At 70.9% G+C, this 25,020-nt stretch carries 22 protein-coding genes and 2 tRNA genes; 21 read left to right on the top strand and 3 right to left on the bottom strand.

The features are described 5' to 3' along the window. The first annotated feature begins 365 nt into the window (after window positions 1–365). The 5 genes from rplU (at window position 366) to galE (ending at window position 5,337) form a co-directional block, all read left to right on the top strand. Window positions 366–686, top strand: coding sequence for a 50S ribosomal protein L21 (rplU, locus tag ACFWFZ_RS12910; protein WP_015033583.1), 321 nt, complete (start codon window positions 366–368; stop codon window positions 684–686). A 13-nt stretch (window positions 687–699) separates the two neighbouring features. Beyond that, window positions 700–954, top strand: a complete 255-nt coding sequence (gene rpmA / locus ACFWFZ_RS12905) for a 50S ribosomal protein L27 (RefSeq protein WP_030027134.1) — start codon at window positions 700–702, stop codon at window positions 952–954. Window positions 955–1,131: 177 nt separating this feature from the next. Then, window positions 1,132–2,577: a GTPase ObgE gene (gene obgE, locus ACFWFZ_RS12900; protein WP_387120872.1), complete on the top strand. Its 1,446-nt coding sequence runs from the start codon at window positions 1,132–1,134 to the stop codon at window positions 2,575–2,577. Between the two features lie 70 nt (window positions 2,578–2,647). After that, window positions 2,648–4,264: a glycosyltransferase family 2 protein gene (locus tag ACFWFZ_RS12895; protein ID WP_387120869.1), complete on the top strand. Its 1,617-nt coding sequence runs from the start codon at window positions 2,648–2,650 to the stop codon at window positions 4,262–4,264. 59 nt (window positions 4,265–4,323) lie between these two features. Further along, window positions 4,324–5,337, top strand: a complete 1,014-nt coding sequence (galE, locus tag ACFWFZ_RS12890; RefSeq protein ID WP_387120866.1) for a UDP-glucose 4-epimerase GalE — start codon at window positions 4,324–4,326, stop codon at window positions 5,335–5,337. 115 nt (window positions 5,338–5,452) lie between these two features. Here the strand turns inward: galE and ACFWFZ_RS12885 are convergent, their stop codons facing one another. Beyond that, window positions 5,453–6,601: a glycosyltransferase gene (locus ACFWFZ_RS12885; protein WP_387120863.1), complete on the bottom strand. Its 1,149-nt coding sequence runs from the start codon at window positions 6,599–6,601 to the stop codon at window positions 5,453–5,455. Continuing rightward, complete coding sequence (locus ACFWFZ_RS12880) at window positions 6,598–9,477, bottom strand: CDP-glycerol glycerophosphotransferase family protein (protein WP_387120860.1); 2,880 nt, start codon at window positions 9,475–9,477, stop codon at window positions 6,598–6,600. Before ACFWFZ_RS12880 ends, ACFWFZ_RS12885 begins: the two co-directional genes overlap by 4 nt. Window positions 9,478–9,655: 178 nt before the next feature. On the opposite strand from ACFWFZ_RS12880, the gene ACFWFZ_RS12875 reads away from it, so the two are divergent. From ACFWFZ_RS12875 to ACFWFZ_RS12845, 7 genes are all read left to right on the top strand, one after another. After that, entirely contained in the window at window positions 9,656–10,651 is a 996-nt protein-coding gene (locus ACFWFZ_RS12875; protein WP_387120857.1) for a glycosyltransferase family 2 protein, read from the top strand. Beyond that, window positions 10,648–11,085 carry a GtrA family protein gene (locus ACFWFZ_RS12870; protein WP_387120854.1) on the top strand — a complete coding sequence of 146 codons (438 nt, stop codon included), beginning with the start codon at window positions 10,648–10,650 and terminating at the stop codon, window positions 11,083–11,085. The genes ACFWFZ_RS12875 and ACFWFZ_RS12870 overlap by 4 nt, the downstream gene beginning before the upstream one ends. A gap of 77 nt (window positions 11,086–11,162) precedes the next feature. Then, window positions 11,163–12,290 carry a glutamate 5-kinase gene (gene proB / locus ACFWFZ_RS12865; RefSeq protein ID WP_387120850.1) on the top strand — a complete coding sequence of 376 codons (1,128 nt, stop codon included), beginning with the start codon at window positions 11,163–11,165 and terminating at the stop codon, window positions 12,288–12,290. A 104-nt stretch (window positions 12,291–12,394) separates the two neighbouring features. Then, entirely contained in the window at window positions 12,395–12,790 is a 396-nt protein-coding gene (locus ACFWFZ_RS12860; protein WP_225885106.1) for a hypothetical protein, read from the top strand. Between the two features lie 173 nt (window positions 12,791–12,963). Then, the gene (locus ACFWFZ_RS12855; protein WP_387120847.1) at window positions 12,964–14,253 is read left to right on the top strand and encodes a glutamate-5-semialdehyde dehydrogenase; all 1,290 of its coding nucleotides are present in this window, start codon (window positions 12,964–12,966) and stop codon (window positions 14,251–14,253) included. 77 nt (window positions 14,254–14,330) lie between these two features. After that, entirely contained in the window at window positions 14,331–14,897 is a 567-nt protein-coding gene (locus ACFWFZ_RS12850) for a hypothetical protein (protein ID WP_387120844.1), read from the top strand. A 68-nt stretch (window positions 14,898–14,965) separates the two neighbouring features. Then, window positions 14,966–16,102 carry a hypothetical protein gene (locus ACFWFZ_RS12845; protein ID WP_387120842.1) on the top strand — a complete coding sequence of 379 codons (1,137 nt, stop codon included), beginning with the start codon at window positions 14,966–14,968 and terminating at the stop codon, window positions 16,100–16,102. On the opposite strand, the gene ACFWFZ_RS12840 is transcribed toward ACFWFZ_RS12845, so the two are convergent. Next, window positions 16,086–17,180: a M48 family metallopeptidase gene (locus ACFWFZ_RS12840; protein WP_387120839.1), complete on the bottom strand. Its 1,095-nt coding sequence runs from the start codon at window positions 17,178–17,180 to the stop codon at window positions 16,086–16,088. The two genes, ACFWFZ_RS12845 and ACFWFZ_RS12840, sit on opposite strands and share 17 nt — an antisense overlap. 139 nt (window positions 17,181–17,319) lie before the next feature. On the opposite strand from ACFWFZ_RS12840, the gene ACFWFZ_RS12835 reads away from it, so the two are divergent. The 9 genes from ACFWFZ_RS12835 to leuS all read left to right on the top strand — a co-directional run bounded on the left by ACFWFZ_RS12835 (window position 17,320) and on the right by leuS (window position 24,977). Further along, the gene (locus tag ACFWFZ_RS12835) at window positions 17,320–17,487 is read left to right on the top strand and encodes a hypothetical protein (RefSeq protein WP_037631388.1); all 168 of its coding nucleotides are present in this window, start codon (window positions 17,320–17,322) and stop codon (window positions 17,485–17,487) included. A 36-nt stretch (window positions 17,488–17,523) separates the two neighbouring features. Then, the gene (nadD, locus tag ACFWFZ_RS12830) at window positions 17,524–18,141 is read left to right on the top strand and encodes a nicotinate-nucleotide adenylyltransferase (RefSeq protein WP_030649893.1); all 618 of its coding nucleotides are present in this window, start codon (window positions 17,524–17,526) and stop codon (window positions 18,139–18,141) included. Between the two features lie 23 nt (window positions 18,142–18,164). Continuing rightward, window positions 18,165–19,838, top strand: coding sequence for an LCP family protein (locus ACFWFZ_RS12825; RefSeq protein ID WP_387120835.1), 1,674 nt, complete (start codon window positions 18,165–18,167; stop codon window positions 19,836–19,838). Window positions 19,839–19,956: 118 nt separating this feature from the next. Beyond that, window positions 19,957–20,403, top strand: coding sequence for a ribosome silencing factor (rsfS, locus tag ACFWFZ_RS12820; protein ID WP_030819259.1), 447 nt, complete (start codon window positions 19,957–19,959; stop codon window positions 20,401–20,403). After that, the gene (locus tag ACFWFZ_RS12815) at window positions 20,400–21,065 is read left to right on the top strand and encodes a histidine phosphatase family protein (RefSeq protein WP_387121321.1); all 666 of its coding nucleotides are present in this window, start codon (window positions 20,400–20,402) and stop codon (window positions 21,063–21,065) included. Before rsfS ends, ACFWFZ_RS12815 begins: the two co-directional genes overlap by 4 nt. A 123-nt stretch (window positions 21,066–21,188) precedes the next feature. Then, a tRNA-Ala gene (locus ACFWFZ_RS12810) sits at window positions 21,189–21,261 on the top strand. Window positions 21,262–21,464: 203 nt separating this feature from the next. Next, the gene (locus ACFWFZ_RS12805) at window positions 21,465–21,638 is read left to right on the top strand and encodes a hypothetical protein (protein ID WP_387120831.1); all 174 of its coding nucleotides are present in this window, start codon (window positions 21,465–21,467) and stop codon (window positions 21,636–21,638) included. Window positions 21,639–21,769: 131 nt separating this feature from the next. Next, window positions 21,770–21,842 (top strand) — tRNA-Ala (locus tag ACFWFZ_RS12800). Window positions 21,843–22,097: 255 nt separating this feature from the next. Then, window positions 22,098–24,977, top strand: a complete 2,880-nt coding sequence (leuS, locus tag ACFWFZ_RS12795) for a leucine--tRNA ligase (RefSeq protein WP_387120828.1) — start codon at window positions 22,098–22,100, stop codon at window positions 24,975–24,977. Window positions 24,978–25,020 lie beyond the last annotated feature (43 nt).

Genomic DNA, 25,020 nt, shown 5'->3' with positions numbered 1-25,020 from the left:
ACGCCGCCCGCCCCCCCGGGCGCCCCCCCGCGCCCCGGGGGGGCGGCCGCCCCCCCCCCCCCGCCCGTCGGCGCCCCCCGCCCCCCCGCCCCCGGGGGGGGGGGGGGGCCCCCGCGGGGGGGGGGCCCCCACGGCCGTGCGGGGCCCGGTTTGACCCTCCGGAACCGGCCCCGTAACCTAGACCGTCGGCGTGTCCTGTACGAATCCGTTCAGCGCGCGTCGAGTTCCTGAGCACCTTCCTCCGGCTTCCGGCGCGCGAGCGCTGTGCGGGAGAGGCCGCTCGTCCATTCCGGATCAGCGTGGGCCCCGGCCCGCCTGAGCGGCTGGCTTCAGGAGCATCCGTCCCGAGTGAGAGAGAGATCCGCGTGTACGCCATCGTGCGCAGCGGTGGTCGCCAGCACAAGGTTGCTGTCGGCGACATCGTTGAGGTTGACAAGATTTCCACTGCCAAGGTTGGCGACACGGTCGAGCTCTCGACCCTGCTCGTTGTCGACGGCGACGCCGTGACCAGCGACCCGTGGGTCCTGGCCGGTATCAAGGTCACGGCCGAGGTCGTGGACCACCACAAGGGCGCCAAGATCGACATCCTGCGCTACAAGAACAAGACCGGCTACCGCCGTCGCCAGGGTCACCGCCAGCAGTACACGGCGATCAAGGTCACCGGTATCCCCGCGGCTGCGAAGTAAGAGGGACTGAGACATGGCACACAAGAAGGGCGCATCGTCCACCCGGAACGGGCGCGACTCCAATGCCCAGCGGCTCGGCGTGAAGCGCTTCGGCGGTCAGGTCGTCTCCGCCGGCGAGATCCTCGTCCGCCAGCGCGGCACCCACTTCCACCCGGGCTCGGGTGTCGGTCGTGGTGGCGACGACACGCTGTTCGCGCTGCAGGCCGGTGCCGTGCAGTTCGGCACGCACCGTGGCCGCAAGGTCGTCAACATCGTTCCGGCCGCCTGATCCAGCTTCCGCTGATCAAGCGTTCGTAACTTCCCGAGGGCGGATCTCACCTCTTCCCGGCTCAGGCCGGGAAGAGAGGTCCGCCCTCGGCGCGTTGTCACATAGACACGTTTAATGGGCAGCAAGGCCTGCCACCGGACCATTCCGGACGATCCCGCTGTATCTGGAGGAACAACCATGACCACCTTCGTGGACCGCGTCGAGCTGCACGTCGCCGCGGGTAACGGGGGCCACGGCTGCGCCTCCGTTCACCGGGAGAAGTTCAAGCCGCTCGGCGGCCCCGACGGCGGCAACGGCGGCCGCGGCGGCGACGTCATCCTGGTGGTGGAGCAGGCGATCACGACCCTGCTGGACTACCACCACAGCCCCCACCGCAAGGCCACCAACGGCAAGCCCGGCGAGGGCGGCAACCGTTCCGGCAAGGACGGCCAGGACCTGATCCTGCCGGTGCCGGACGGCACCGTCGTCCTCGACAAGGCCGGTAACGTCCTCGCCGACCTCGTCGGCCAGGGCACCACCTACGTGGCCGCCGAGGGCGGCCGCGGCGGCCTCGGCAACGCCGCGCTGGCCTCGGCCCGCCGCAAGGCGCCCGGCTTCGCGCTCCTGGGCGTCCCCGGCACCGCCGGCGACATCGTCCTGGAGCTCAAGACCGTCGCCGACGTGGCGCTGGTCGGCTTCCCGAGCGCCGGCAAGTCCTCGCTGATCTCGGTGCTCTCCTCCGCCAAGCCGAAGATCGCGGACTACCCCTTCACCACCCTCGTCCCGAACCTGGGCGTCGTCACCGCCGGTTCGACCGTCTACACGATCGCCGACGTCCCCGGCCTGATCCCGGGCGCCAGCCAGGGCCGTGGCCTGGGCCTGGAGTTCCTGCGCCACGTCGAGCGCTGCTCGGTGCTCGTGCACGTCCTGGACACGGCCACCCTGGAGAGCGACCGCGACCCGATCGCCGACCTCGACGTCATCGAGGAGGAGCTCAAGCTCTACGGCGGCGGTCTGGAGAAGCGCCCGCGCCTGGTCGTCCTGAACAAGGTCGACATTCCGGACGGCCAGGAGCTCGCCGACATGGTGCGCCCCGACCTGGAGGCCCGCGGCTACAAGGTCTTCGAGGTCTCCGCGGTCGCCCGTACGGGGCTGAAGGAGCTGTCCTACTTCCTCGCCGAGGTCATCGCCAAGGCCCGTGCCCGCAAGCCGAAGGAGGAGGCGACCCGTATCGTCATCCGCCCGAAGGCCGTGGACGACGCCGGCTTCACCGTCGCCTACGACGAGGCCGAGGACGTGTACGTGGTGCGCGGCGAGAAGCCGGAACGCTGGGTCCGCCAGACCGACTTCAACAACGACGAGGCCGTGGGCTACCTGGCCGACCGGCTCAACCGACTCGGTGTCGAGGACGCGCTGAAGAAGGCCGGCGCCCGCGCCGGTGACGGCGTCGCCATCGGCTCGGACGAGAACGCGGTCGTCTTCGACTGGGAGCCGACCATGATGGCCGGTGCCGAGATGCTGGGCCGCCGCGGTGAGGACCACCGCATGGAGGCCCCGCGTCCGGCCACCCAGCGCCGCAAGGAGAAGGAAGCCAAGCGCGGGGACTCCGCACAGCGCGAGTACGACGAATTCCGGCCGTTCTAGGCCACTTCTGGCGGAACGGGTCCCGGAGGGTTTGAAGGTGCCTTTATCTCGGTCGCCTAGGATCCTCCGGGTGAACAGCAGCAACCTCCCCACCGTTTCCGTCGTGGTGATCGCGTACAACGACGCCGGGCTCGTGGGCGAGGCCGTCTCCTCGGCCCTCGCCCAGGGCCCGGTGGTCACCGAGGTCATCGCGGTGAACGACGCCTCGTCCGACGGCACCGCGCGGGTGCTGGACGAACTGGCCTCCGTCCACCCCCGCGTCAAGGTCGTGCACCGGACGGAGAACAGCGGCGGGTGCGGGACCCCGCGCAACGACGGGATCGCCGCGGCGTCCGGCCGGTACGTGCTCTTCCTCGACAGCGACGACATCCTGCCTCCGGGCGCGGCGGACGCCCTGGTGCGCACCGCCGAGGAGCACCGCGCGCCGGTCACCGTCGGCGCGGCCGTGCGGCGCGAGCTGCCCCAGCACCACGACGTGCCGTGGATGCCCGGCCTCTACACCCCGGGCGACGTCATCGAGCGTCCGGCGGACCGGCCCGAGCTCGTCCGCGACACCCTCTGCGTCAACAAGCTCTACGAGCGGGCCTTCCTGGAGGAGCACGGCCTGCGTTTCCCCGACGGCCGGTTCGTCTACGAGGACTTCGCCTTCACGGCCAGGGTCCTCGCCGCGGCCCCGCGCATCGCCGTCACCGGCGACCTCGTCTACGTGTGGCACGTGCGCCGCAGCGCCGCCCAGGTGTCGATCTCCCTGGACCGCAAGGACGTCGGGAACTGGCGCTCGCGCATCGAGGCCCACCGCACGGCCGCCCGGACCCTTGCCGAGGCCTCCCCGGTCCTGGGCAGCGCCTGCCAGGTGAAGTTCCTTGAGTACGACCTGCGCATGTACCTGCGCGAGCTCGGCGCGGACCCCGGCTACCGGGCCGCCTGGTGGGCCCTCACCCGCGAGTACGTCGACACCTTCGCCGAGGCGGACGTCGAGGCCGCCGCGGCCCACGCCCGCTGGATCGTCCGGGTGCTGCGCGCCACCGCGACCCCGCCCGCCGACGTCGGGCGGCTGACCCGGCTGGCCGCCGAACCGCCGCGCCTGCTGCCCCCGTACGCGGTCGGCGCGTCCGGCGAGCCGGTGTGGAGCGAGGAGCTCCCCGTCGAGCTCGACGGCCTGCCGACGCTGCCGGTCGAGGAGCTGCCCGTCACCGTCGACGCCGAACCGGCCGGCCGCGGCGCGGTCCGGATCCGGGTGCACGACCTCTACGGACGCCTCGCCGAGGCCGGTCCGCAGACCGCACGCCTGAGCTTCATGCCCCGCGCGGGCGGCGAGCCCGTCCTCGCGCGCCCCGTCGAGCTGCTGCCCGACCGCAGCGGCGGCTGGGTGGCCGTGCTGCCCTTCCGCCTCGCCGACCTCGCCGTCACCGGACGCCGCCAGGGGCTGCGCAGGATGCAGGCCTGGAACGTCGGGGTGGGCGTGCGGTGTGCCGACGGGAGCTCGGTGTTCACCTCCCTGCGCCCCCGCGGCCGGCTGCTCCGCCGTCGGGCCCTGCCCAGCAGCCGGTACGGTGTTCTGCTGGCGCAGCCCTACCGGACGGGGGCCGGCGCCCTCGCGCTGCGCCTCGCGCCGGGCGCCGAGGGAGCCCTGTACCTCGTACGCAACCGCATCCACCGGGCCCGGGCGGCCCGGGGGGCGGGCTGAACCGGATGCGCCCCGCTGCGCTTTCCCCACCGAAGTCGGACAGGACCAAGGAGATACACATGACGTTTCTGATCACCGGTGGCGCCGGTTACATCGGCGCGCACGTCGTCCGCGCCATGGTGCTCGCGGGGGAGAAGGTCGTCGTCCTCGACGACCTCTCCACGGGCAACGAGGACCGCGTCCCGGAGGGCGTCCCGCTGGTGGTCGGCTCGGTCCTGGACCGGCTGGTGCTGGACAAGACCCTCCGCGAGCACAAGATCACGGGCGTGGTGCACCTGGCGGGCAAGAAGCAGGTCGGCGAGTCCGTCGAGAAGCCGCTGTACTACTACCACGAGAACGTGCAGGGCATGACGGTCCTGCTCCAGGCCGTGGCCGACGCGGGCGTGCGCAACTTCCTCTTCTCCTCCTCCGCCTCCGTGTACGGCATGCCCGACGTCGACCTGGTCACGGAGGACACCCCGTGCGCGCCGCTGAGCCCGTACGGCGAGACCAAGCTGGCCGGCGAGTGGCTGGTCCGCGCCGCGGGCAAGGCGCACGGCATCGCCACCGCCTGCCTGCGCTACTTCAACGTGGCGGGCGCCGCGTCCCCGGAGCTCGCGGACACCGGCGTCTTCAACCTGGTCCCGATGGTCTTCGAGCGGTACGACGCCGGCCAGGGCGCCAAGATCTTCGGTGACGACTACCCGACGCCGGACGGCACCTGCATCCGCGACTACATCCACGTCGAGGACCTGGCGGAGGCCCACGTGGCGGCCGCCCGCAAGCTGGCCGAGTGGGCCGCGGCCGAGGACTACAAGGACCTCACCGTCAACATCGGGCGCGGCGAGGGCGTTTCGGTCGCCGAGATGGTCGAGCTGCTGAACAAGGGCACCGGGCACGACTACGCGCCGGTCATCAGCCCGCGCCGGCCCGGCGACCCGGCGAAGGTCGTGGCGTCCGCTGACAAGATCAACACCGTGCTGGGCTGGACGGCCCGCCACGACGTCAGCGAGATGGTCACCTCAGCCTGGGCGGGCTGGGAGGCCAACAAGGTGGCCCGCAAGGACGCGCACCGCGACGTCCACCAGGCCTGACGCCCACAGGGCCTGACGTCGACAAGGCCTGGTGGCCCCTGGCCACAGGGCGAAGCCGCCCGCCCCGGACGCCTCCGGGGCGGGCGGCTTCACCGTGTCACGTGCGGCCGGGCCGTCAGCGCTCCAGGAAGGAGAACAGCTCCTCCCACCGGTCGGTGATCTCGGCGCTGGAGTAGCGCTTCACCGAACGGAAGGCGTGATCGCCGAACCGGTCGCGCAGCTCGCCGTCGGACATCAGCACGTGCAGGTGTCCGGCGAGCTCCATCGTGTTGCCCAGCCGGGCCAGCAGCCCGTCCTCGCCGTGCTCGACGATCTCCCGCACGCCCGGGGCGCAGTCGAAGGCGGCCACCGGCACGCCCGCCGCCATCGCCTCCAGCAGTGTGATCGGGAAGCCCTCGGCGCGCGAGGCCTGTGCGAAGACCGAGGCCCCGCGCAGCGCGCCCAGCACGTCGTCGGTGCTGCCCATCCACTCGACGGAGTCGTCGATCCCCAGGCTGGTGCAGTGCGCCCGCAGCGCCTCCTCCTCCACGCCCGCGCCGTAGATCCGCAGGACCCAGTCGGGGTGGTGCGGCGCCGCGTCCGCCCACGCGTCGAGCAGCAGGTCGACGCCCTTCTCGAAGGCGAGGCGGCCGACGCTGGCCACGACCTTCGAGGTTCGGGGAGCGGGGGTGTCGGGCATGAAGGGGATCGGGTTCGGCATGCTGCCGACGTTCTCCATGCCCGTCCGGATCCACAGGTCCGCGTCCTCGGCGGTCAGCACCAGCAGCCGGTCGACCTCCCGGTAGTGGCGGCGGACCCGCTCGCCGCGGGTCGACTTCTGGCTGGCCTCGAACGACTCGTGGCTCATGCCGACGACGGACAGCCCCTTGGTGTCGGCGAGCGCCACCCACTCCATCGCCCAGACCTGGGTGACGATGACGACCGAACCTGGCCGGGCCTCGCGCAGCAGCTCGCTGAGCCGGTCGGCCTTGACCTGCATCATCGCCCGCCGGGCCGCCTGGCGGCGCCGCTCGGGCGCGTTCAGCCTGCCCTTGATGCCGCGCAGCCGGCGCGCCGCCGGCGGGTGGGTCTCATAGAGCGTGGTCATCTCGTACGGCAGGTCCTGCGGCAGCTTCTGCCGGATCTCCTCGGCGACGGGGGCGATGCCGACGATGTGCACCCGGTGGCCGCGTTCGGAGAACAGCCGGGCCATCTGGTGCGACCAGGTGGTCACGCCGCCGATCTCGTCGACGCTGTTGGAGACGATGAAGATGTCCCGGCTCACTTGCCGCTCCCGGTGAAGAACTTCTCGACGATTCTGCGGGCCGCGTCCCCGCGGTCGTACTCGCCGAACTCGGTGAGGAAGCGCTGCCGCGCCTCCGCGTACTTGGCGTCCGCCTCCTCGAAGGCCGCCAGCGCCTGCAGGAGTTCGTCCGCGGTGGCCACCACCGGGCCCGGGGCCTTCTCCTTCAGGTCGAAGTACGTGCCGCGGATGTCGGTGGCGTACTGCTCGTAGTCGTACGCGAAGAACACCATCGGCCGGTCCAGGACCGCGTAGTCGAACATCACGGACGAGTAGTCGGTGATCAGCCCGTCGGCGAGGGCCAGCAGCGGGGTGATGTCGTGGTGTCGTGACACGTCGACGACCTGGCCGGCCACCGACGGCGGAAGCGAGACGCTGTTGAGGTAGTGGGTCCGCACCAGCAGCGTGAAGCGGTCGCCGAGCCGGTCCGCGAACTCCTCCACGTCGAAGGGGAAGGTGAAGCCCTCCACCGTGCCGTCCGCGCCCGCCCGGAAGGTCGGCGCGTACAGCAGCACCTTCTTGTCCGGGTCGATGCCGAGCTCCGAGGCGAGGGCGCCGCGGACCCGCTCGCCGCTGTCCGCCTCGGCCCGGTGTGCCTCGACGAGGGCGTCGTTGCGCGGGTAGCCCGTGCGCAGCAGTACCTCGTCGCGCAGCCGGAAGCCCTTGGCGAGGGTGCGGGCGTCGTGCTCCGAGCGGATCAGGAAGTGGTCGAAACGGTCGACGGCCGCCTGGAAGCGGGCCTGGGCGGCCCGTCCCTGCGCCTTGGTGCGGGGCTCGTGGAAGCCCATCCGCTTGAGCGCGGAGCCGTGCCAGGTCTGGATGTACGTGGTGCCGGGGCGCTTGGCCAGGGCCAGCGGGAAGCCCTGGTTGTCGACCCAGTACTCGGCCTGGGCGAGGGCGCGCAGGTACTGCCAGCTCCACCGCCTGACCAGGGTGGCCTCCTTCGGGAAGCCGGTGGGCCTCGCGCCCGCGTAGGACCAGATCGCCTCGAACGGCACGCCCTGGCGGACCATCTCCTCGTAGATGGCCTTCGGGCTGTCGCTGTACTGCTTGCCCATGTGGCTCTCGAAGACGACCGTGCCCTTCTTGACGGGCAGCTTCGAGAAGACCTCGTGGTAGATCTTCACCTTCTGCTCGCCGGAGCCCATGTTCCGGCGGGCCCGCAGGGCCTTGCGCAGACCCCGCTTGACCACGCCCGCCGCCTTGCCCTGTATGGCGTTGTTGATCAGCGACTGGGTGCGGACGGCGGCGGCGCCCTCGGCGGTCAGGACGTAGGAGAGGTTGCCCTTCTTGGTCATCTCCGCCGTGAAGCGGTCGGAGACCAGGCGGGTCAGCCGCGGCCGGACGCGCAGCCGGGCCGCCGAGTCCAGGTCGAGGCCGCCGACCGAGACGCGGGTGGTGATCCGCTCGCCCCCGGCGGTCAGCTTGAGGCGGACGTCCCAGACGGCGTCGATGATGCCGAGGGGGCGCACGGTGCCGCCGATGTCCGCGGTGGTGCGCCACTCGATCGTGTCACCGGCGTGGCGCACGGTTGCCACCGGGAAGCTGAAGGAGCGCACGCCGACCTGCCGGCGGGCCCGGAGCTCCAGCGTGGCCTTCAGCTCGGCGTCGGCGTCGATGCGGCCCAGCGGGTTCACGACGGTGCCGGACAGCGTGACGGTGCCGCGGCCGTCGTCCTCGTAGGAGGTGAGGCGGTTGCCCAGGGTGAGGGACGGCAGGGGGGTGGTGTGGAAACCCTGCTCGGTGACGTCCAGTATCCGGCGGGCCTCGGCGGCGTCGGGGCCGTCGATGTGCTGCGCGCACCAGTAGACGCGGCCGTCGCGCTCGGCGAGCGGGGAGGTCAGCCGACCCTTGTTGATCATGGCGTCGGCAGCCGGGAGCAGGTTGTCCCAGTCCTCCTTGCCCAGCAGGTACGCGCAGATCGCCTGGAGGTGGGTGACGTGCTCGTACGCCTCCGGGTCGATGCCGGCGAGGTAGCCGTTGGCGAGGCCCGCGAACTCCTGGCGGTACTCGTCGCTCAGCAGCGGCAGGTCGCGCAGGTGCAGGACCAGGTCGTGCTTGAGGAACTTGGCGTCCTTGGCGGACTTGATGTCGGTGTGGCCCTTGGCCGCCAGCAGCTCGTCGACGCGCCGGTGGATCTCCATCCGGTGGACGAAGTTCGCGATCTCGTGACGCCGGTTGCTGATCGACTTGGCCGCGGCCTTCTCGACCACGTTCCAGAAGTACACGTGGTTGGGGATCAGCGTGATGCGCCGGGCCGCCACGTACGCCTGCGCGGAGAACAGCAGGTCCTCGTAGTGGATGCCGACCGGGAACTCCAGGCCCTGCTCCAGCAGGAACGCGCGCCGGTAGCACTTGTTCGTGGAGAGGGTGTCGTAGACCAGCAGGTCCGGGAATTCGGTGATCGACTCCAGCGTGCGCGTGCGCGAGTAGATCCAGGGGTACCACTCGGTGGTCTTGCCCCACCGGTTGTCGAGGTGCACGCGTACGCACATGCCCGAGACCAGGTCGGAGCCGGTCCGCTCGGCGGCGGCCAGCATGTTCCGGCAGGCGTTGCGCTCAAGTACGTCGTCGCTGTCGAGGAACATCACGTACGTTCCCGTGGCCTGCTGGATGCCGTGGTTGCGCGGCGCGCCGCAGCCGCCGCTGTTCTGCGGCAGCTGGAAGGCGCGCACCCTCCCCGGGTGCTCTGCCTCGAGTTCCTGGGCGACCGCGAAGGAGCGGTCCTGGCTGCAGTCGTCGACGATCACGACCTCGACACCCTGGAGTGTCTGGTCGAGAACCGACTGGACTGCTGTCGACAGACGCTCTGCGTCGTTGTAGACGATGACGACCACGGAGACGTCGGGCACGTGCACCTCGATCCCTTCGTTTCGTTCCGCTCATTCCGCTTATCCCGTCAAAGCTACCGTGTGCCGCCCCCGGCTCCGGCAGGGCGACTCCCGGCGGTCCCTCGCCGTGCATACTTCTAAGGAAGAGGTGAGGGGCGGGTCCGGTCGCCGACAATCACCCGTTCGGATCCAGCAGGAAGTGTTCATGACCAAGCTGTCCGTAGTTGTCCCTTGCTACAACGAAGAGGCCGTCATCGACCGCTTCGACGTCGAGATCCGCAGGGTCCTGGACTCCCTGCCCGTCGAGTACGAGGTCTGCTACGTCGACGACGGCAGCCGTGACGGCACCCTCGGCAAGCTCCGGAAGATCGCCGCGGAACACGGTGAACAGACCCGCTACGTCTCCTTCAGCCGCAACTTCGGCAAGGAGGCCGGCATGCTCGCCGGCCTGCGCGAGGCCACCGGCGACGCCGTCGTGATCATGGACGCCGACCTCCAGCACCCGCCGGAGCTCATCGCCACCATGCTGGAGCACTACCGGCAGGGCCACGACCAGATCATCGCCCGGCGTACGCGCGAGGGCGACAAGAAGGTGCGCTCCGCGCTCAGCCGCCTCTACTACCGGGGCGTCAACCGCTGGGTCGACGTGGAGCTGACCGACGGCGTCGGCGACTTCCGGATGCTGTCGCGCCCGGCTGTGGACGCCCTGCTGTCCCTGCCGGAGTACAACCGCTTCTCCAAGGGCCTGTTCTCCTGGATCGGCTTCGACACCGTCCACTTCGACTACCGCAACGCGCAGCGCGAGGCCGGCGAGACCAAGTGGAAGTTCGGCGCCCTGCTGAACTACGGCATGGACGGCCTGATCTCCTTCAACAACAGGCCGCTGCGGATCGGTATCTGGTTCGGCGTGTCGCTGGTCGCCCTGACCGGCCTCTACGCGCTGTGGATCACGGTCATGGCGATCACCAACGGTGTGGACTCCCCGGGCTACGTCACCCTTGTGGCCATCATCACGGGCCTGGGCGGCGTACAGCTGATCATGCTGGGCCTCGTCGGCGAGTACATCGGCCGCATCTACTACGAGACCAAGCGCCGGCCGCACTTCCTGGTGAAGGAGTCGCACGGCTCCCAGCCCCTCCCGAGGACCGCGCCCACCACCTCGGCGGCGGAGCCGACGATCGTGGAGCGCAGCGCCCGATGAGCCGCAGGGAACAGCTCGGCCAGGTATTCCGCTTCGCCCTGGTGGGCGGGGTCAACACCGGCACCTTCTTCGGCATCTACCTCCTGCTCCACCCCTGGATGCCGTACTTCGCCGCATACTCGCTCGCCTTCGTGCTGGCCATGGTCGGCTCGTTCTTCATGAACACCTACTTCACCTACCGGACCCGGCCGACCTGGAAGAAGTTCCTCCTCTTCCCGCTGACGAACGTGACCAACTACGTCATCCAGTCCGCCGGCCTCTACGCCCTGGTGGCCTGGGCCGGGATGGACACCCGGATCGCCCCGCTGGTCGCGGCGATCGTCGCCATCCCGTTCACCTTCGTGCTCTCCCGCAAGATCCTCGTCCCCGGCGCCGGCCGGGCCGCCGGGGGCGAGGAGCGCCAGGGGCAGGCCAGGACCTCGTCCACGGTCTGAAACCCCTGAGCGGCCCCCGTCGGCCACCCCGTAGATTGAGGTGGCAGGCATTGACGGCAAGGGGCAAGGGGAACAACGTGTCAGCGGCTAGGCAAGGTGTCGTGGACGCCCGCAGGATCGTGGTCAAGGTCGGCTCCTCGTCCCTGACCACCGCGGCCGGCGGGCTCGACGCCGACCGGGTGGACGCGCTCGTCGACGTCCTGGCCAAGGCCCGCAGCGGCGGTGAGAAGGAGATCGTCCTCGTCTCCAGCGGAGCCATCGCCGCCGGGCTCTCCCCGCTCGGCCTGCGCCGCCGCCCCAAGGACCTCGCCCGCCAGCAGGCCGCCGCCAGCGTCGGGCAGGGCCTCCTCGTCGCCCGCTACACCGCCTCCTTCGCGCGGTACGGCCTGCGGGTCGGCCAGGTGCTGCTCACCACCGACGACACCAGCCGGCGCGCCCACTACCGCAACGCGTACCGGACCCTGGACCAGCTGCTGGCCATGGGCGCCCTCCCCGTCGTCAACGAGAACGACACCGTCGCCACGGACGAGATCCGCTTCGGCGACAACGACCGCCTCGCCGCCCTCGTCGCCCACCTCGTGCGCGCGGACCTCCTCGTCCTCCTCTCCGACGTCGACGGTCTCTACGACGGCGACCCCTCCCAGCCCGGCACCACCCGCATCGACGAGGTCAGCGGGCCCGGCGACATCGCGCACGTCTCCATCGGCAGCGCCGGCAAGGCGGGCGTGGGCACCGGCGGCATGGTCACCAAGGTCGAGGCGGCACGGATCGCGGCAGCCGCCGGCATCCCGGTGGTGCTCACTTCCGCGAGCCAGGCCGCCGACGCCCTGGCCGGCCGGGGGACCGGCACGCTCTTCCACGCCACCGGGCGGCGCAGCGCGGACCGGCTGCTCTGGCTCCAGCACGCCTCCACCCCCCAGGGCCACCTCGTCCTGGACGACGGCGCCGTCCGCGCGGTCACCGAGCGGGGCAGCTCGCTGCTGCCCGCCGGGATCGCGGCGGTCGAGGGCGACTTCGTCGCGGGCGACCCGGTGGAGCTGCGAGCGGTGGACGGCCGCGCCGTCGCGCGGGGTCTGGTCAACTTCGACGCCAAGGAACTCCCGCAGCTCCTCGGCCGCTCCACTCGCGAGCTCGCGCGGGAACTCGGACCCGCGTACGAGCGGGAGGTCGTCCACCGGGACGATCTGGTCCTGCTCCAGGGCTGAGGTTCGGCAAAACCGCAGCGCGGCCGCCCGGGGACTGGTCAACTGTGAGGGGCGGAGCAGGCGGACACGCGTAGTGAGACAGGAGGCGGCTGGTGAGACGAGCGCTGACCAGCGTCGGTACGGGGGACGGTGACGGCGGCGGGTACGAGCAGGACCAGGCCTCCCGCCTGTGGCACGTGACCCTGAGCGTCTCCGGCAAGCCGGCCCCGCTGTCCGAGGTCCGGCGGGGGCTGGAGCAACTGGCACACGACCACCCGTTCCTGCTGACCAGCCGGTACGCCGACGACCACGCGGAGATCCGGTACTGGGAGGAGGCCCGCGACCTCCACGACGCGGCGGCCGTCGCGCTGCGCCTGTGGGGCGAGCACCGCTCCTCGGCACAGCTGCCGCCCTGGGAGATCGTCGGCCTGGAGGTCATCGACCGCGCCACCTACCACCTGCGTGTGGCGGAGGGCTACGGCCCACCCCCGGCCCACCCGGTGGGCGTCCACCCGTACTGACGCACCCTTTCAAGCCTCGCCGGCGTTTGAGGCGCGGGGTTCCCGGGGGCGGAGCCACCGGGAAACGGCGCAAGGGCGGGGCGGGGAGACGGCTCCGCGCAGCGGCCCCGGCCCCGTCTCGCGGGATGGAAGCCCCACCGGGGTCGCGTCCCCGGCGCACTACCCTGGACGGCATGACCTCGCTCGACGACGCCACCGCCGCCGCCACCTCGCCCGTCCTCGCCACCGCGCAGGCCGCCCGGACCGCCGCCGCGGCCATCGCCCCACTCCCGCGGTCCGCCAAGGACACGGCCCTGCTGGCGATCGCGGACGCGCTGGAGGCGCGTACCGCCGAGATCGTCGCGGCCAACGCCGTGGACACGGACAAGGCCCGCGCCGCCGGCACCAGCGAGACCGTCATCGACCGCCTCACCCTGACCCCGGAGCGGGTCGCCGCCATCGCCTCCGACGTCCGCGACGTCGCCGCCCTCCCCGACCCCGTCGGCGAGGTCGTCCGCGGCAGCACCCTCCCCAACGGCATCGACATCCGCCAGATCCGGGTCCCCCTCGGCGTCGTCGGCATCATCTACGAGGCCCGCCCCAACGTCACCGTCGACGCCGCCGCCCTCTGCCTCAAGTCCGGCAACGCCGTCCTCCTGCGCGGCAGCTCCTCCGCCTACGCCTCCAACACCGCGCTCGTCGCCATCCTCCGCGACGCCGTCCTGAGCGCCGGCCTGCCAGCCGACGCGATCCAGCTCGTCCCCGGCGAGTCCCGCGACTCCGTCCGCGAGCTGATGCGCGCCCGCGGCCTCGTCGACGTGCTCATCCCGCGCGGCGGTGCCTCCCTCATCAAGACCGTGGTCGAGGAGTCCACCGTCCCGGTCATCGAGACCGGTACCGGCAACTGCCACGTCTACGTCGACGCCCAGGCCGACCTCGACATGGCCGTGGCCATCCTCATCAACTCCAAGGCCCAGCGGCCCTCCGTCTGCAACGCCGCCGAGACCCTCCTCGTCCACCGCGACATCGCCGCCGCCTTCCTGCCGCGCGCCCTCGACGCGCTCGCCGATGCCGGCGTCACCGTCCACGGCGACCAGGCCGTCCTCGCCGCCGCCGAGGGCACCAAGGCCACCGCCCTGCCCGCCACGGACGAGGACTGGGCCGCCGAGTACCTCTCCTACGACATCGCCGCGGCCGTCGTGGACTCCCTCGACGACGCCGTCAGCCACATCCGCCGCTGGACCTCCGGGCACACCGAGGCGATCGTCACCACCTCGCAGGCCGCCGCACGCCGCTTCACCCAGCTGGTCGACTCCACCACCGTCGCCGTGAATGCATCCACCCGGTTCACCGACGGTGGTCAGTTCGGCTTCGGGGCCGAGATCGGCATCTCCACGCAGAAGCTGCACGCCCGGGGCCCGATGGGGCTTCCCGAGCTCACCTCCACCAAGTACATCGTCACCGGCGACGGTCACGTTCGGTAGTCGAAGCAGCCACTCCGTGTGGCCGGAATTCGGCGGACACCCTGCCCAAAGGCTTCCCCCAGGTCTACTCTGTTCCCGTGCCGGACGACGTGGGGGGCAAGCCGTTCCCGGACGACGGGGAGCCCGACGACGACCGCGGAGGCGCGGAAGAGTACTTCGCCTCCGTGGTGTTCGACGAGGACTTCGTCCGGAACGCCGAGATCCGTGAACCGAGCGCCGCCGAGCGCCAGCGGGCGGCCGACCGGGCGCGCGCGGAGGCGGAAGCCGCCCGAGCCGTCGCCGGCGGCTGGACGGGCGACGACGACCACGACGGCTACGGCTACGGCCACCCCGACGGGTACGACGCCGACGAGTACGGCTGGGACCGCGGCGGCGGCCACGAGCGGGGCGACGGACACCCCGACGGCCCGTACGGGGCCTACGGCGGCAGCCTGCGCCCCTACCGGGGCCGCGCCCCGTGGCTGCGCCCGGTCGCCTGGGTGCTCGCCTTCGTGATGGGCCTCGGCATGGTCGCCCTCGCCTTCAGCGCCGTCTACCGCAGTGCCTCGGGCGAAGCGGACCCCGCTCCGGCGCCCGCCAGCACCCCCAGGCGTGAAGTCACCGGCGTCGGCGCGTTTACGTACCCCTCAGTACGCCAACCCTGAAGGTACGACCCCACTCGCGTTCGCCGGAGCCGGGGGCTTCTCTGAAGCGGGGACAGCGGGGAGAAGCGATGGCCTTGCCAGGAGACCCACCCGAGGGCACCCCCGACGGCACCGGCGGGGGCGACGACGAATTCCGGTCGGACGAGTACCGATCGGTGGTGTTCGACGAGGACTTCGTCCGTGCTGCCCGGCTCCAGGAGTACTCCGCCCAGGAACGCATGGGCGAGCACGCCAGGGCCGTCCGCAGCCGGTCCATCTGGTCGAGCTCCGCGCCCCGGACCAGCACCCCCGGCCGCGGCGCCCGGCAGGGCATGCTGCTCGTACTGCTCATCGCCACGGCCTTCGCCGTCGCCGTCTACATGGGGCTGCGCAGCCCCTACGTCCCCCCGCCCGGGGGGCATGCCCAGCCGCTCACCAGCACCGTGGTCCCGCTCGCGCCGACCACCGCCGTGCCCGGCGGGCTGCCGCCCGAGCTGTTCGCGAAGAGCCCCGCCGCCGGCTACCGGGTCGGGGCGGCCGGGATCAGCCTGCCCGCGGTGCGCCGCACGCAGCACTTCACCGACGTCCAGGTCGTCACCGCGCTGTCCATCGCCAAGGACTACCTGGTGCAGTCCTCGCTGGACCCCGACGTCCTGGCCGGATCCGCCACCCGGCCCGTGCGCGTCCTGCTCGACCCCGACCAGCTGGAGCAGTTCGACCGCAGCATGACCTCGCCCTCCGGCGACGGCCGGCACGCCGCCACCGGCTGGCTGGTCCGCTTCGACCCGGCCACCGCCGTCATGGCCGACCCCCGGGTCCGGGTGAGCGGCAGTCTCGCCTACGAGGAGGTGGCCCAGGACGTGCTGGAGGTCACCGCCGATCACACCTTCGTGTACGCCGTTCGGCCGGCGACCGGAGCCCCGGCCGCGGCCGACGGTGCGTCGCTCTTCACCGTCCGGCGCGAGCTGCGGCTGCGCTTCGACCGGGACGACCTGAGCGCACGGCGGCTGGAGCTGGCTTCGGCCTACGTGATGGCCGGGCCGCAGGACTGCTCTGCCGACCCGGCCGGAGGCTTCCGCCCGCTCCTGGCCGGGGCCGACCCCACCACCGTGGGACCGGCCGCGAGCGACCCGTACGCCAGCGGCCAGCCGAGGCGCACGGCCGGGCTGTGCGGCGTACTGGCGCCCTCGGCGACTTCGGGCACCCCGGTCAGCCCTGCCCCGTAGCCCCGCCCTTGCCTTCGGAGCCCGTGTCCGCGCCGGAGCCGGAGCCGGCGCCAGCTCCGGCGCCCGTGAACTTGTCACGCAGCCTGCCGCCCATGTCGGCAGCGCCGCCCGCGATGTCACCCACCAGCTTGAACAGCGGGTCCTTGCTGGTGCGCACCGAATCGGCGTAGTGCGCGGCCGACTCCCGGAAGGAGTCCGTGACCGAGGCGTCCTTGTCCTCGTCGCGGCGCGGGTAGTGGCCGTCCATGATCCGCTGGTAGTCGCGGCTCTCCGACCACTTCTTCAGCTCGGCCGCCCGGACCGTGGTGAAGGGGTGCGTGCGCGGCAGCATGTTGAGGATCTTCAGCACGGAATCCCGCAGGTCGCCGCCCTTCTCGTACTCGTCGGCCTGCTCCAGGAAGGCATCCACGTTCATCTCGTGCAGGTGGTTGCCGCCCGCCAGCTTCATCAGACCGCGCATCGAGGCCGTCACGTCCTGCCCCACCAGCAGCCCCGCCCGGTCGGCCGAGAGCTCCGACTTGCGGAACCACTCCCGCAGCGCGGTCACCAGCGTCATGACCGCCACATTGCCCAGCGGGATCCACGCGACCTTCAGCGCCAGGTTCGTCAGGAACAGCAGGATCGTGCGGTACACGGAGTGCCCCGACAGCGCGTGGCCCACCTCGTGGCCGACCACCGCCCGCATCTCCTCCTCGTCGAGCAGCTCGACCAGGCTCGTGGTCACCACGATGATCGGCTCGTCCAGCCCGATGCACATGGCATTGGGCCGCGGGTCCTGCTGCACATACATCTGCGGGACCTTCTCCAGGTCCAGGATGTAACAGGCGTCGCGGAGCATCGCGTGCAGGTGCGGGAACTGCGTCTCGCCCACCCGCACCGAGTCCGACAGGAACAGCAGGCGCAGGCTCCGCTCCGGGAGCAGCCCGCTCAGGGCCTTGAAGACCGTGTCGAAGCCGCTCAGCTTGCGCAGCGCCACCAGTGCCGACCGGTCCGCCGGATGCTCGTACGCACGCGAGGAGATGCCGGGGAACCTCTTGCGGTCCCGCGCCGGCGTCTTCTCGAATCCCGTCTGCGTCATTGCGCCCTCCCCTGATTGACCTGCTCGACCATGCGTCTATCCTCTCCAACGCCTGAGTCGGCACGAGCGTGCCCCGGGCGCCCGCATACGATGTGAGCGAAGTCTCCGCCCGCTCCCCGACTCGATAGGTACCTGCCTGATGAGCCTCTCCTCCACCGCCCACAACCTGGTCGTCCTCGCCTCGGAGGGGGCCGAGCAGCACGGCGGCAACCACGACAGTCTCAACCCGTACCTGACCGGCGGCGCCGCGTTCGTGATCCTGATGCTGATGCTCTGGGTCACCACGCGCCTGAACCGCGACCGCTAGTCGGCCCGGTCCGCCGGGCCAGTAGGCTCTGCGCTCATGGGAGAGCAGGAGATGCCTACCGGTCCGGTCAAGCGCCGGCTCGGCGTGATGGGCGGGACATTCGACCCGATCCACCACGGACACCTGGTGGCCGCCAGCGAGGTGGCCGCCCTTTTCCACCTCGACGAGGTGGTGTTCGTGCCGACCGGTGAGCCGTGGCAGAAGTCCCAGCGGGCCGTCTCGCCCGCCGAGGACCGCTACCTGATGACGGTCATCGCAACGGCCTCGAACCCGCAGTTCTCGGTGAGCCGCATCGACATCGACCGCGGCGGGCCGACGTACACGATCGACACCCTGCGGGACCTGAAGGCGCTGAACGACGACGCCGACCTGTTCTTCATCACGGGTGCCGACGCGCTCGCGCAGATCCTGACCTGGCGGAACGCCGACGAGCTCTTCTCGCTCTCCCATTTCATCGGAGTCACCCGGCCGGGCCACGTGCTCACCGACGACGGGCTGCCCGAGGGCGGCGTCTCCCTGGTCGAGGTGCCCGCGCTGGCGATCTCGTCCACGGACTGCCGTGCGCGGGTCGCCCAGGGGGATCCCGTCTGGTACCTGGTGCCGGACGGCGTGGTGCGCTACATCGACAAGCGTGAGCTGTACCGGGGAGCCTGAGCTTCCGGAGAGAGGGGCCCGCGGTGAACGACCGACAGGATCCGTACGACCCGTATGCCGCGCACGAGCAGCAGCTCATCGGCTACGACGCGTACGGGCGGCCGGTGTACGGCCAGGCGCCCGCGCAGCCCGCCGCCCCCCGCTACGAGCAGCAGGGCTACGGCTACCAGGACTACGGCCAGTCCCAGCAGCCGCAGCAGTACTACCCGCAGCAGCCCGCGGCCCAGGAGTACGGACAGCAGGAGTACACCCAGGCACCGCCCTCCTACGGGTACGACGCCCAGCAGACCCAGCACCAGGCCCAGGCCCAGCAGTGGATCCCGCAGCAGGCGGCGCCCGAGCCCCCGGCCGCCGAGCGGCCCGAAGCCCCGGCGGAGCGGCTGGCCGCCCAGGTCCCCGAGCCGCGCCGGCCCGAGGGCGGATCCGAGGCGGGCCGCGACTACCGCACCGAGATGTTCGCCTTCATCGACCAGCCGGACGAGGACTCCGAGGACGTCATCGACTGGCTCAAGTTCACCGAGAGCCGCACCGAACGCCGCGAGGAGGCCCGCCGCCGAGGCCGCAACCGGGTCGTCGCGCTGATCGTCGTCCTGGCGGTGTTCGTCGTCGCCGGCGCCGGCTACCTCTGGTACGCGGGCAAGCTGCCCTTCCTCGACGGTCCCGGCACCAAGACCGCCACCGCCGCGGACGCCGGGGCACAGAAGCGCGACATGATCGTCGTGCACCTGCACAACACCAAGAAGGGCGGCACCTCCTCGGCGCTGCTCGTCGACAACGTCACCACCAAGCAGGGCGCCACCGTCCTGCTGCCGAACTCCCTCGCCGTCACCGGCCAGGACGGCACCGCCAAGGCCCTCGGCAAGGCGGTCGAGGAGGGCGGCCTCGGCACCCGCGAGGCCCTCGACGCCGTGCTCGGCACCCGCATCGGCGGCACCTGGCGCTTGGACACCCCCTTCCTGGAGAACCTGGTCGAGCTGGTCGGCGGCATCGAGGTCGACACCGACAGCGCGGTCCCGGCCGACGACGCGGCCAAGACCCCGGCCGTGGCCCAGGGGCAGAAGCAGAGCCTGAGCGGCCCGATGGCCGTCGCGTACGCCACGTACCGCGCCCAGGGCGAACCGGAGGCCAAGCAGCTGGAGCGCACCGGCAAGGTGCTCCACGCGGTCCTGCGCAAGGTCCCCAGCGACCCGAAGGCCGCGGCCGTCACGGTCGAGAGCATCGGCCAGATCCTGGATCCCGCGCTGGACGCACAGACCCTCGGGGCCATGCTGTCCAAGCTCGGCGCGCACGCCAAGGTGGGCGCGTACCGCACCGACGTCATCGCGGTGAAGCCGGACGGGACGCTCACGGACGAGGCCAACAAGAAGGTCGTCAAGGAGGTGCTCGGCGGCTCCGCCGACGTGGCGCAGCCCGGAGCCACTCCGCGCGTCGGCCTGAAGGACGCCACCGGCGACGAGAAGACGCAGGTCGCGGCGAAGGCGGCGCTGATGAACGGCGGCTACACCTTCGTGGACGGCGGCAAGGCCGACAAGACCGCGGCGGCCTCGCAGATCACCTATCAGGACGACGCCCAGCGCGACCGCGCGATCGAGGTGGCCAAGACGCTGGGGCTGCCCGAGACGGTCGTGAAGAAGGCCGAGAACGTCGTGAACGCCGAGGTCGTGGTGCTCCTCGGCAAGGACTACAAGCCGTCCTGAGCGGGCCGCGGCCGGCCGGGAGGAGCGCTCGCGCCCGTGCGGAACATTCCGCGCGGGCGCCGTCGGCGGTACATGAGACCCTTGTAAGGATCTGCCCGCCAACCCGAAAGCATGGCCAGTGACCGCCACGGACCGCTCCATCGAGCTCATCACCACCGCTGCCCAGGCAGCGGCCGACCGGCTCGCGCACGACATCATCGCGTACGACGTCAGCGACGTGCTGTCGATCACCGACGCCTTCCTGCTCGCCTCGGCGCCCAACGACCGCCAGGTCAAGTCGATCGTCGACGAGATCGAGGAGCGCCTGCAGAAGGAGCTCGGCGCCAAGCCGGTGCGCCGCGAGGGCGACCGCGACGCCCGCTGGATCCTGCTCGACTACGTCGACATCGTCGTCCACGTCCAGCACAGCGAGGAGCGCGTCTTCTACGCGCTGGAGCGCCTGTGGAAGGACTGCCCCGAGATCGAGCTGCCCGAGGACGCCAAGCTCACCATCGGCAAGGCCGAGGAGCACGCCAAGCTGCGCGAGGCGGCGGGCGACGAGGACCTGGACGGTGATCTGTTCTGAGCGCGACCAACGCGGCCGAGCAGGCCAGGTCCAGCAGGAAGATCGTCCTCTGGCGGCACGGGCAGACCTCCTGGAACCTGGAGCGGCGCTTCCAGGGCTCCACGGACATCGAGCTGACCGAGACCGGCCTGGCGCAGGCGCGCCGCTCCGCGCGGCTGCTCGCCTCGCTGAAGCCGGACGCCATCGTCGCCTCGGACCTGCGGCGTGCCGCGGTCACCGCGGCCGAGCTGGCCGCGGTCACGGGGCTGCCCGTGACGCACACCGAGGCGCTGCGCGAGACGTACGCCGGTGAGTGGCAGGGGCTGACGCACGAGGAGATCCTCGGCAAGTTCGGCGAGCAGTACACGGCGTGGAAGCGCGGCGAACCGGTTCGCCGCGGCGGGGGCGAGCTGGAGACCGAGGTCGCCGACCGCGCCGCGCCCGTGGTGCTGGAGCACGCCGACGCGCTGCCGGAGAACGGCACGCTCGTCGTGGTCAGCCACGGCGGCACCATCCGTACGACGATCGGGCGCCTGCTGGGCCTGGAGCCGTACCACTGGGAGGGCCTGGGCGGGCTCTCCAACTGCTGCTGGTCCGTCCTCGGCGAGGGCGCCCGCGGCTGGCGTCTGCTGGAGCACAACGCCGGCACGCTGCCGGAACCGGTGCTCGGCGACGACGACTGAGCGGCTCCCTGCCGCTTCCCACCGGGGCTCCGACCCGGATTTCACTTTCCGGCTGGTCGCAGGCTAGAGTTCTTCTTGTTCGCAGCGAAGAACACCGGAGACGGGGGAAGCGCAGCGGAGAGCGGGGCTATAGCTCAGTTGGTAGAGCGCCTGCATGGCATGCAGGAGGTCAGGAGTTCAATTCTCCTTAGCTCCACAATCAGGATCCCGTCCCCAAGTGGGGGCGGGATCCTTGTTTTTGTACCCTTTGCGTTTGCTGACCTGGCCCGCACCGGCGTGGCAGAATCGGACAGCCGGAGGGGGAGTCGACGGCCCGAGGCGGGAGGGAGTCGCGAACGGATGGGTGCACACCGGCGCCGGTGCGACTGGTGCAACAACGGGACGCCGATCGTGCGGGACATGGACCCGGTCAACCCCGACTACCAGTACTGGTGCGAGGAATGCGCGCGGGCGCTGATCATAAAAGGCGACCCGATCGAGACGTACCGCGAGCTGGAAGGGGAGCCGATCTATGGTCGGCTGCTCGACGATCACTGCACGCTCAAGCGCTTCTACCAGTTCGCGAGAGCGTGACAGATCATTGCAAATCGGACATGGCCCATGGTTGGTGGAAACCGATTTTTGGACCAGGGCCATGACCGTGTAATGTTTGGGACGTCGCCAAGGGGAACCGGCAAGGGAAACCGAAGCGGCACGCAGGGCAAGGGGCTATAGCTCAGTTGGTAGAGCGCCTGCATGGCATGCAGGAGGTCAGGAGTTCAATTCTCCTTAGCTCCACAGTGAAGAAGCGGGCCACCCGGATCGGGTGGCCCGCTTCTCGTTGTGCCACCGGGTGGAACGGCCGAGCGTCGGCGGGGGCCGCTGCGGTACCCTGACGCCATGCGTGCCGTACGCCTCCTGCTTACCGAGCCGCGCTGACCAGTACCGACCTTCGAAACGGTCGGCCTCGGCGCGGCGCCCCCTCCTGTGCGAGGGGTTTTTTCGTTTGGGCAGGCAGAGACGGCAGAGACGATCGATGGAGCTTCAGAAATCATGAGCGAGACGAACACCCCGGCCCCCGAGGCGGCCGAGGCGCACCGCTACACGGCTGCCATGGCCGCCGACATCGAGGCACGCTGGCAGGACGTATGGGACGCGCAGGGCACCTACGAGGCCCCGAACCCGACCGGTGACCTGGCCGACCCTGATTCCGTTCATGCGGCCGCGGTCGTCGCGCGGCCCAAGAAGTTCATCATGGACATGTTCCCGTACCCGTCCGGTGCGGGCCTGCACGTCGGTCACCCGCTCGGGTACATCGCCACCGACGTCTACGCCCGCCACCAGCGGATGACCGGCCACAACGTCCTGCACACCCTGGGATTCGACGCCTTCGGCCTGCCTGCCGAGCAGTACGCCGTGCAGACCGGCACACACCCGCGCGTGTCGACCGAGGCGAACATCGAGAACATGAAGGTCCAGCTGCGCCGGCTGGGCCTGGGCCACGACAAGCGCCGGTCGTTCGCCACGATCGACCCGGACTACTACAAGTGGACCCAGTGGATCTTCCTGCAGATCTACAACTCCTGGTACGACACGGACGCGAAGAAGGCCCGGCCGATCACCGAGCTGGTCGCCGCCTTCGAGGACGGCTCCCGTGAGGTTCCCGGCGGCCGCGCCTGGGCCGAGCTGACCGCGGCCGAGCGGGCCGACGTGCTGAACGGCTTCCGGCTGGCGTACTCCTCGGACGCGCCCGTCAACTGGTGCCCCGGGCTGGGCACCGTACTGGCCAACGAGGAGGTCACCGCCGACGGTCGCTCCGAGCGCGGCAACTTCCCGGTCTTCAAGTCCAAGCTGAGCCAGTGGAACATGCGGATCACCGCCTACGCCGACCGGCTGCTGGACGACCTGGACGCGCTGGACTGGCCCGAGGCCATCAAGCTGCAGCAGCGCAACTGGATCGGCCGCAGCGAGGGCGCGCGCGTCGACTTCGCGCTGGGCGACGAGGCCATCACCGTCTTCACCACCCGCCCCGACACCCTGTTCGGCGCCACCTACATGGTGCTGGCGCCCGAGCACCCGCTGGTGGAGAAGTTCATCCCGGCCGCCTGGCCCGAGGGCACCCACGAGGTGTGGACGGGCGGGCACGCCACCCCGGCGGAGGCCGTCACCGCCTACCGCAAGCAGGCCGCCTCGAAGTCGGACGTCGAGCGCCAGGCCGAGGCCAAGGACAAGACCGGCGTCTTCACCGGTGAGTACGCGGTCAACCCGGTCAGCGGCGACAAGGTCCCGGTCTTCATCGCCGACTACGTCCTGATGGGCTACGGCACCGGCGCGATCATGGCCGTTCCGGCGCACGACAGCCGGGACTTCGAGTTCGCGCGCGCCTTCGAGCTGCCGATGCGCTGCGTCGTGCAGCCCTCCGACGGCCGCGGCACCGACCCGGCCGAGTGGGACGACGCCTTCGCCTCGTACGACGCGAAGCTGGTCAACTCCACCGGCGAGGGCATCTCCCTGGACGGCCTGGGTGTCGTCGAGGCGAAGGCCGCGATCACCGCCTGGCTGGCCGAGCGCGGCATCGGCGAGGGCACGGTCAACTTCCGCCTGCGCGACTGGCTGTTCAGCCGCCAGCGGTACTGGGGCGAGCCCTTCCCGATCGTCTACGACGAGGACGGCGTCGCACACCCCCTGCCCGAGTCGATGCTGCCGCTGGAACTGCCGGAGGTCGAGGACTACTCGCCGCGCACCTTCGAGCCGGACGACGCGGACTCGCAGCCGGAGACCCCGCTGTCGCGCAAGGCCGACTGGGTCAACGTCGAGCTGGACCTGGGCGACGGCGTGAAGTCCTACCGGCGCGAGACCAACACCATGCCCAACTGGGCCGGTTCCTGCTGGTACGAGCTGCGCTACCTGGACCCGAACAACGCATCCAGGCTGGTCGACCCGGAGATCGAGCAGTACTGGATGGGCCCCCGCGAGGGCGCCCCGCACGGCGGTGTCGACCTGTACGTGGGCGGCGCCGAGCACGCCGTGCTGCACCTGCTGTACGCCCGCTTCTGGTCGAAGGTGCTGTTCGACCTGGGCCACGTGTCGTCGGCGGAGCCGTTCCACAAGCTGTTCAACCAGGGCATGATCCAGGCCTACGCCTACACCGACGAGCGCGGTGTGTACGTCCCGGCGGCCGAGGTCGAGGAGCGCGACGGCGCGTACTTCTACGAGGGCAAGCAGGTCAAGCGCGAGCACGGCAAGATGGGCAAGTCCCTGAAGAACGCCGTCACGCCCGACGAGATCTGCGAGGAGTACGGCGCCGACACGCTGCGCCTGTACGAGATGGCGATGGGTCCGCTGGACGTCTCCCGTCCGTGGGACACGCGCGCCGTGGTCGGCCAGTACCGCCTGCTGCAGCGCCTGTGGCGCAACATCGTGGACGAGGAGACCGGCGCGGTGACGGTCGTCGACGCCGAGCCGGGCGAGGACACGCTGCGCGCCCTGCACAAGGCGATCGACGGGGCCGGAGCGGACATGGCGGGGCTGCGGTTCAACACCGCCATCGCCAAGATCACCGAGCTGAACAACGCCCTGACCAAGGCGGGCCGCCCGCTGGAGCGCTCGGTCGCCGAGCGGCTGGTCCTGCTGGTCGCCCCGCTGGCCCCGCACATCGCGGAGGAGCTGTGGCACCGGCTGGGCCACAGCGAGTCCGTGGTCCACCAGGAGTTCCCCGTAGCGGACCCGGCGTACGTCGTGGACGAGAGCGTCACCTGCGTGGTGCAGGTCAAGGGCAAGGTCAAGGCGCGGCTGGAGGTGTCGCCGTCGATCACGGACGCCGAGCTGGAGCAGCTGGCCGTGAACGACGCCGGTGTCGTGGCGGCCCTGAACGGCGCGGAGATCCGCAAGGTGATCGTGCGCGCGCCGAAGCTGGTGAACATCGTCGTCTGAGGGAGGACCCGCCGCATAGGGGTGATCCCGTACGGGCAGGTTG

This window comes from Streptomyces sp. NPDC060232 (assembly GCF_042726555.1).
In the GTDB taxonomy this organism is placed as follows: domain Bacteria; phylum Actinomycetota; class Actinomycetes; order Streptomycetales; family Streptomycetaceae; genus Streptomyces.
The sequence above is the reverse complement of the archived record's forward strand: the minus strand, read 5'-3'. Positions and strand labels throughout refer to the sequence as shown.

Excerpts from the sequence above, each read along its gene's own strand:
- rpmA (WP_030027134.1), top strand. The coding sequence starts at position 700 with ATGGCACACAAGAAGGGCGCATCGTCCACCCGGAACGGGCGCGACTCC.
- obgE (WP_387120872.1), top strand. The coding sequence starts at position 1,132 with ATGACCACCTTCGTGGACCGCGTCGAGCTGCACGTCGCCGCGGGTAAC.
- galE (WP_387120866.1), top strand. The coding sequence starts at position 4,324 with ATGACGTTTCTGATCACCGGTGGCGCCGGTTACATCGGCGCGCACGTC.
- ACFWFZ_RS12875 (WP_387120857.1), top strand. The coding sequence starts at position 9,656 with ATGACCAAGCTGTCCGTAGTTGTCCCTTGCTACAACGAAGAGGCCGTC.
- ACFWFZ_RS12870 (WP_387120854.1), top strand. The coding sequence starts at position 10,648 with ATGAGCCGCAGGGAACAGCTCGGCCAGGTATTCCGCTTCGCCCTGGTG.
- ACFWFZ_RS12855 (WP_387120847.1), top strand. The coding sequence starts at position 12,964 with ATGACCTCGCTCGACGACGCCACCGCCGCCGCCACCTCGCCCGTCCTC.
- ACFWFZ_RS12845 (WP_387120842.1), top strand. The coding sequence starts at position 14,966 with ATGGCCTTGCCAGGAGACCCACCCGAGGGCACCCCCGACGGCACCGGC.
- ACFWFZ_RS12840 (WP_387120839.1), bottom strand. The coding sequence starts at position 17,180 with ATGACGCAGACGGGATTCGAGAAGACGCCGGCGCGGGACCGCAAGAGG.
- ACFWFZ_RS12835 (WP_037631388.1), top strand. The coding sequence starts at position 17,320 with ATGAGCCTCTCCTCCACCGCCCACAACCTGGTCGTCCTCGCCTCGGAG.
- nadD (WP_030649893.1), top strand. The coding sequence starts at position 17,524 with ATGGGAGAGCAGGAGATGCCTACCGGTCCGGTCAAGCGCCGGCTCGGC.
- ACFWFZ_RS12805 (WP_387120831.1), top strand. The coding sequence starts at position 21,465 with ATGGACCCGGTCAACCCCGACTACCAGTACTGGTGCGAGGAATGCGCG.
- leuS (WP_387120828.1), top strand. The coding sequence starts at position 22,098 with ATGAGCGAGACGAACACCCCGGCCCCCGAGGCGGCCGAGGCGCACCGC.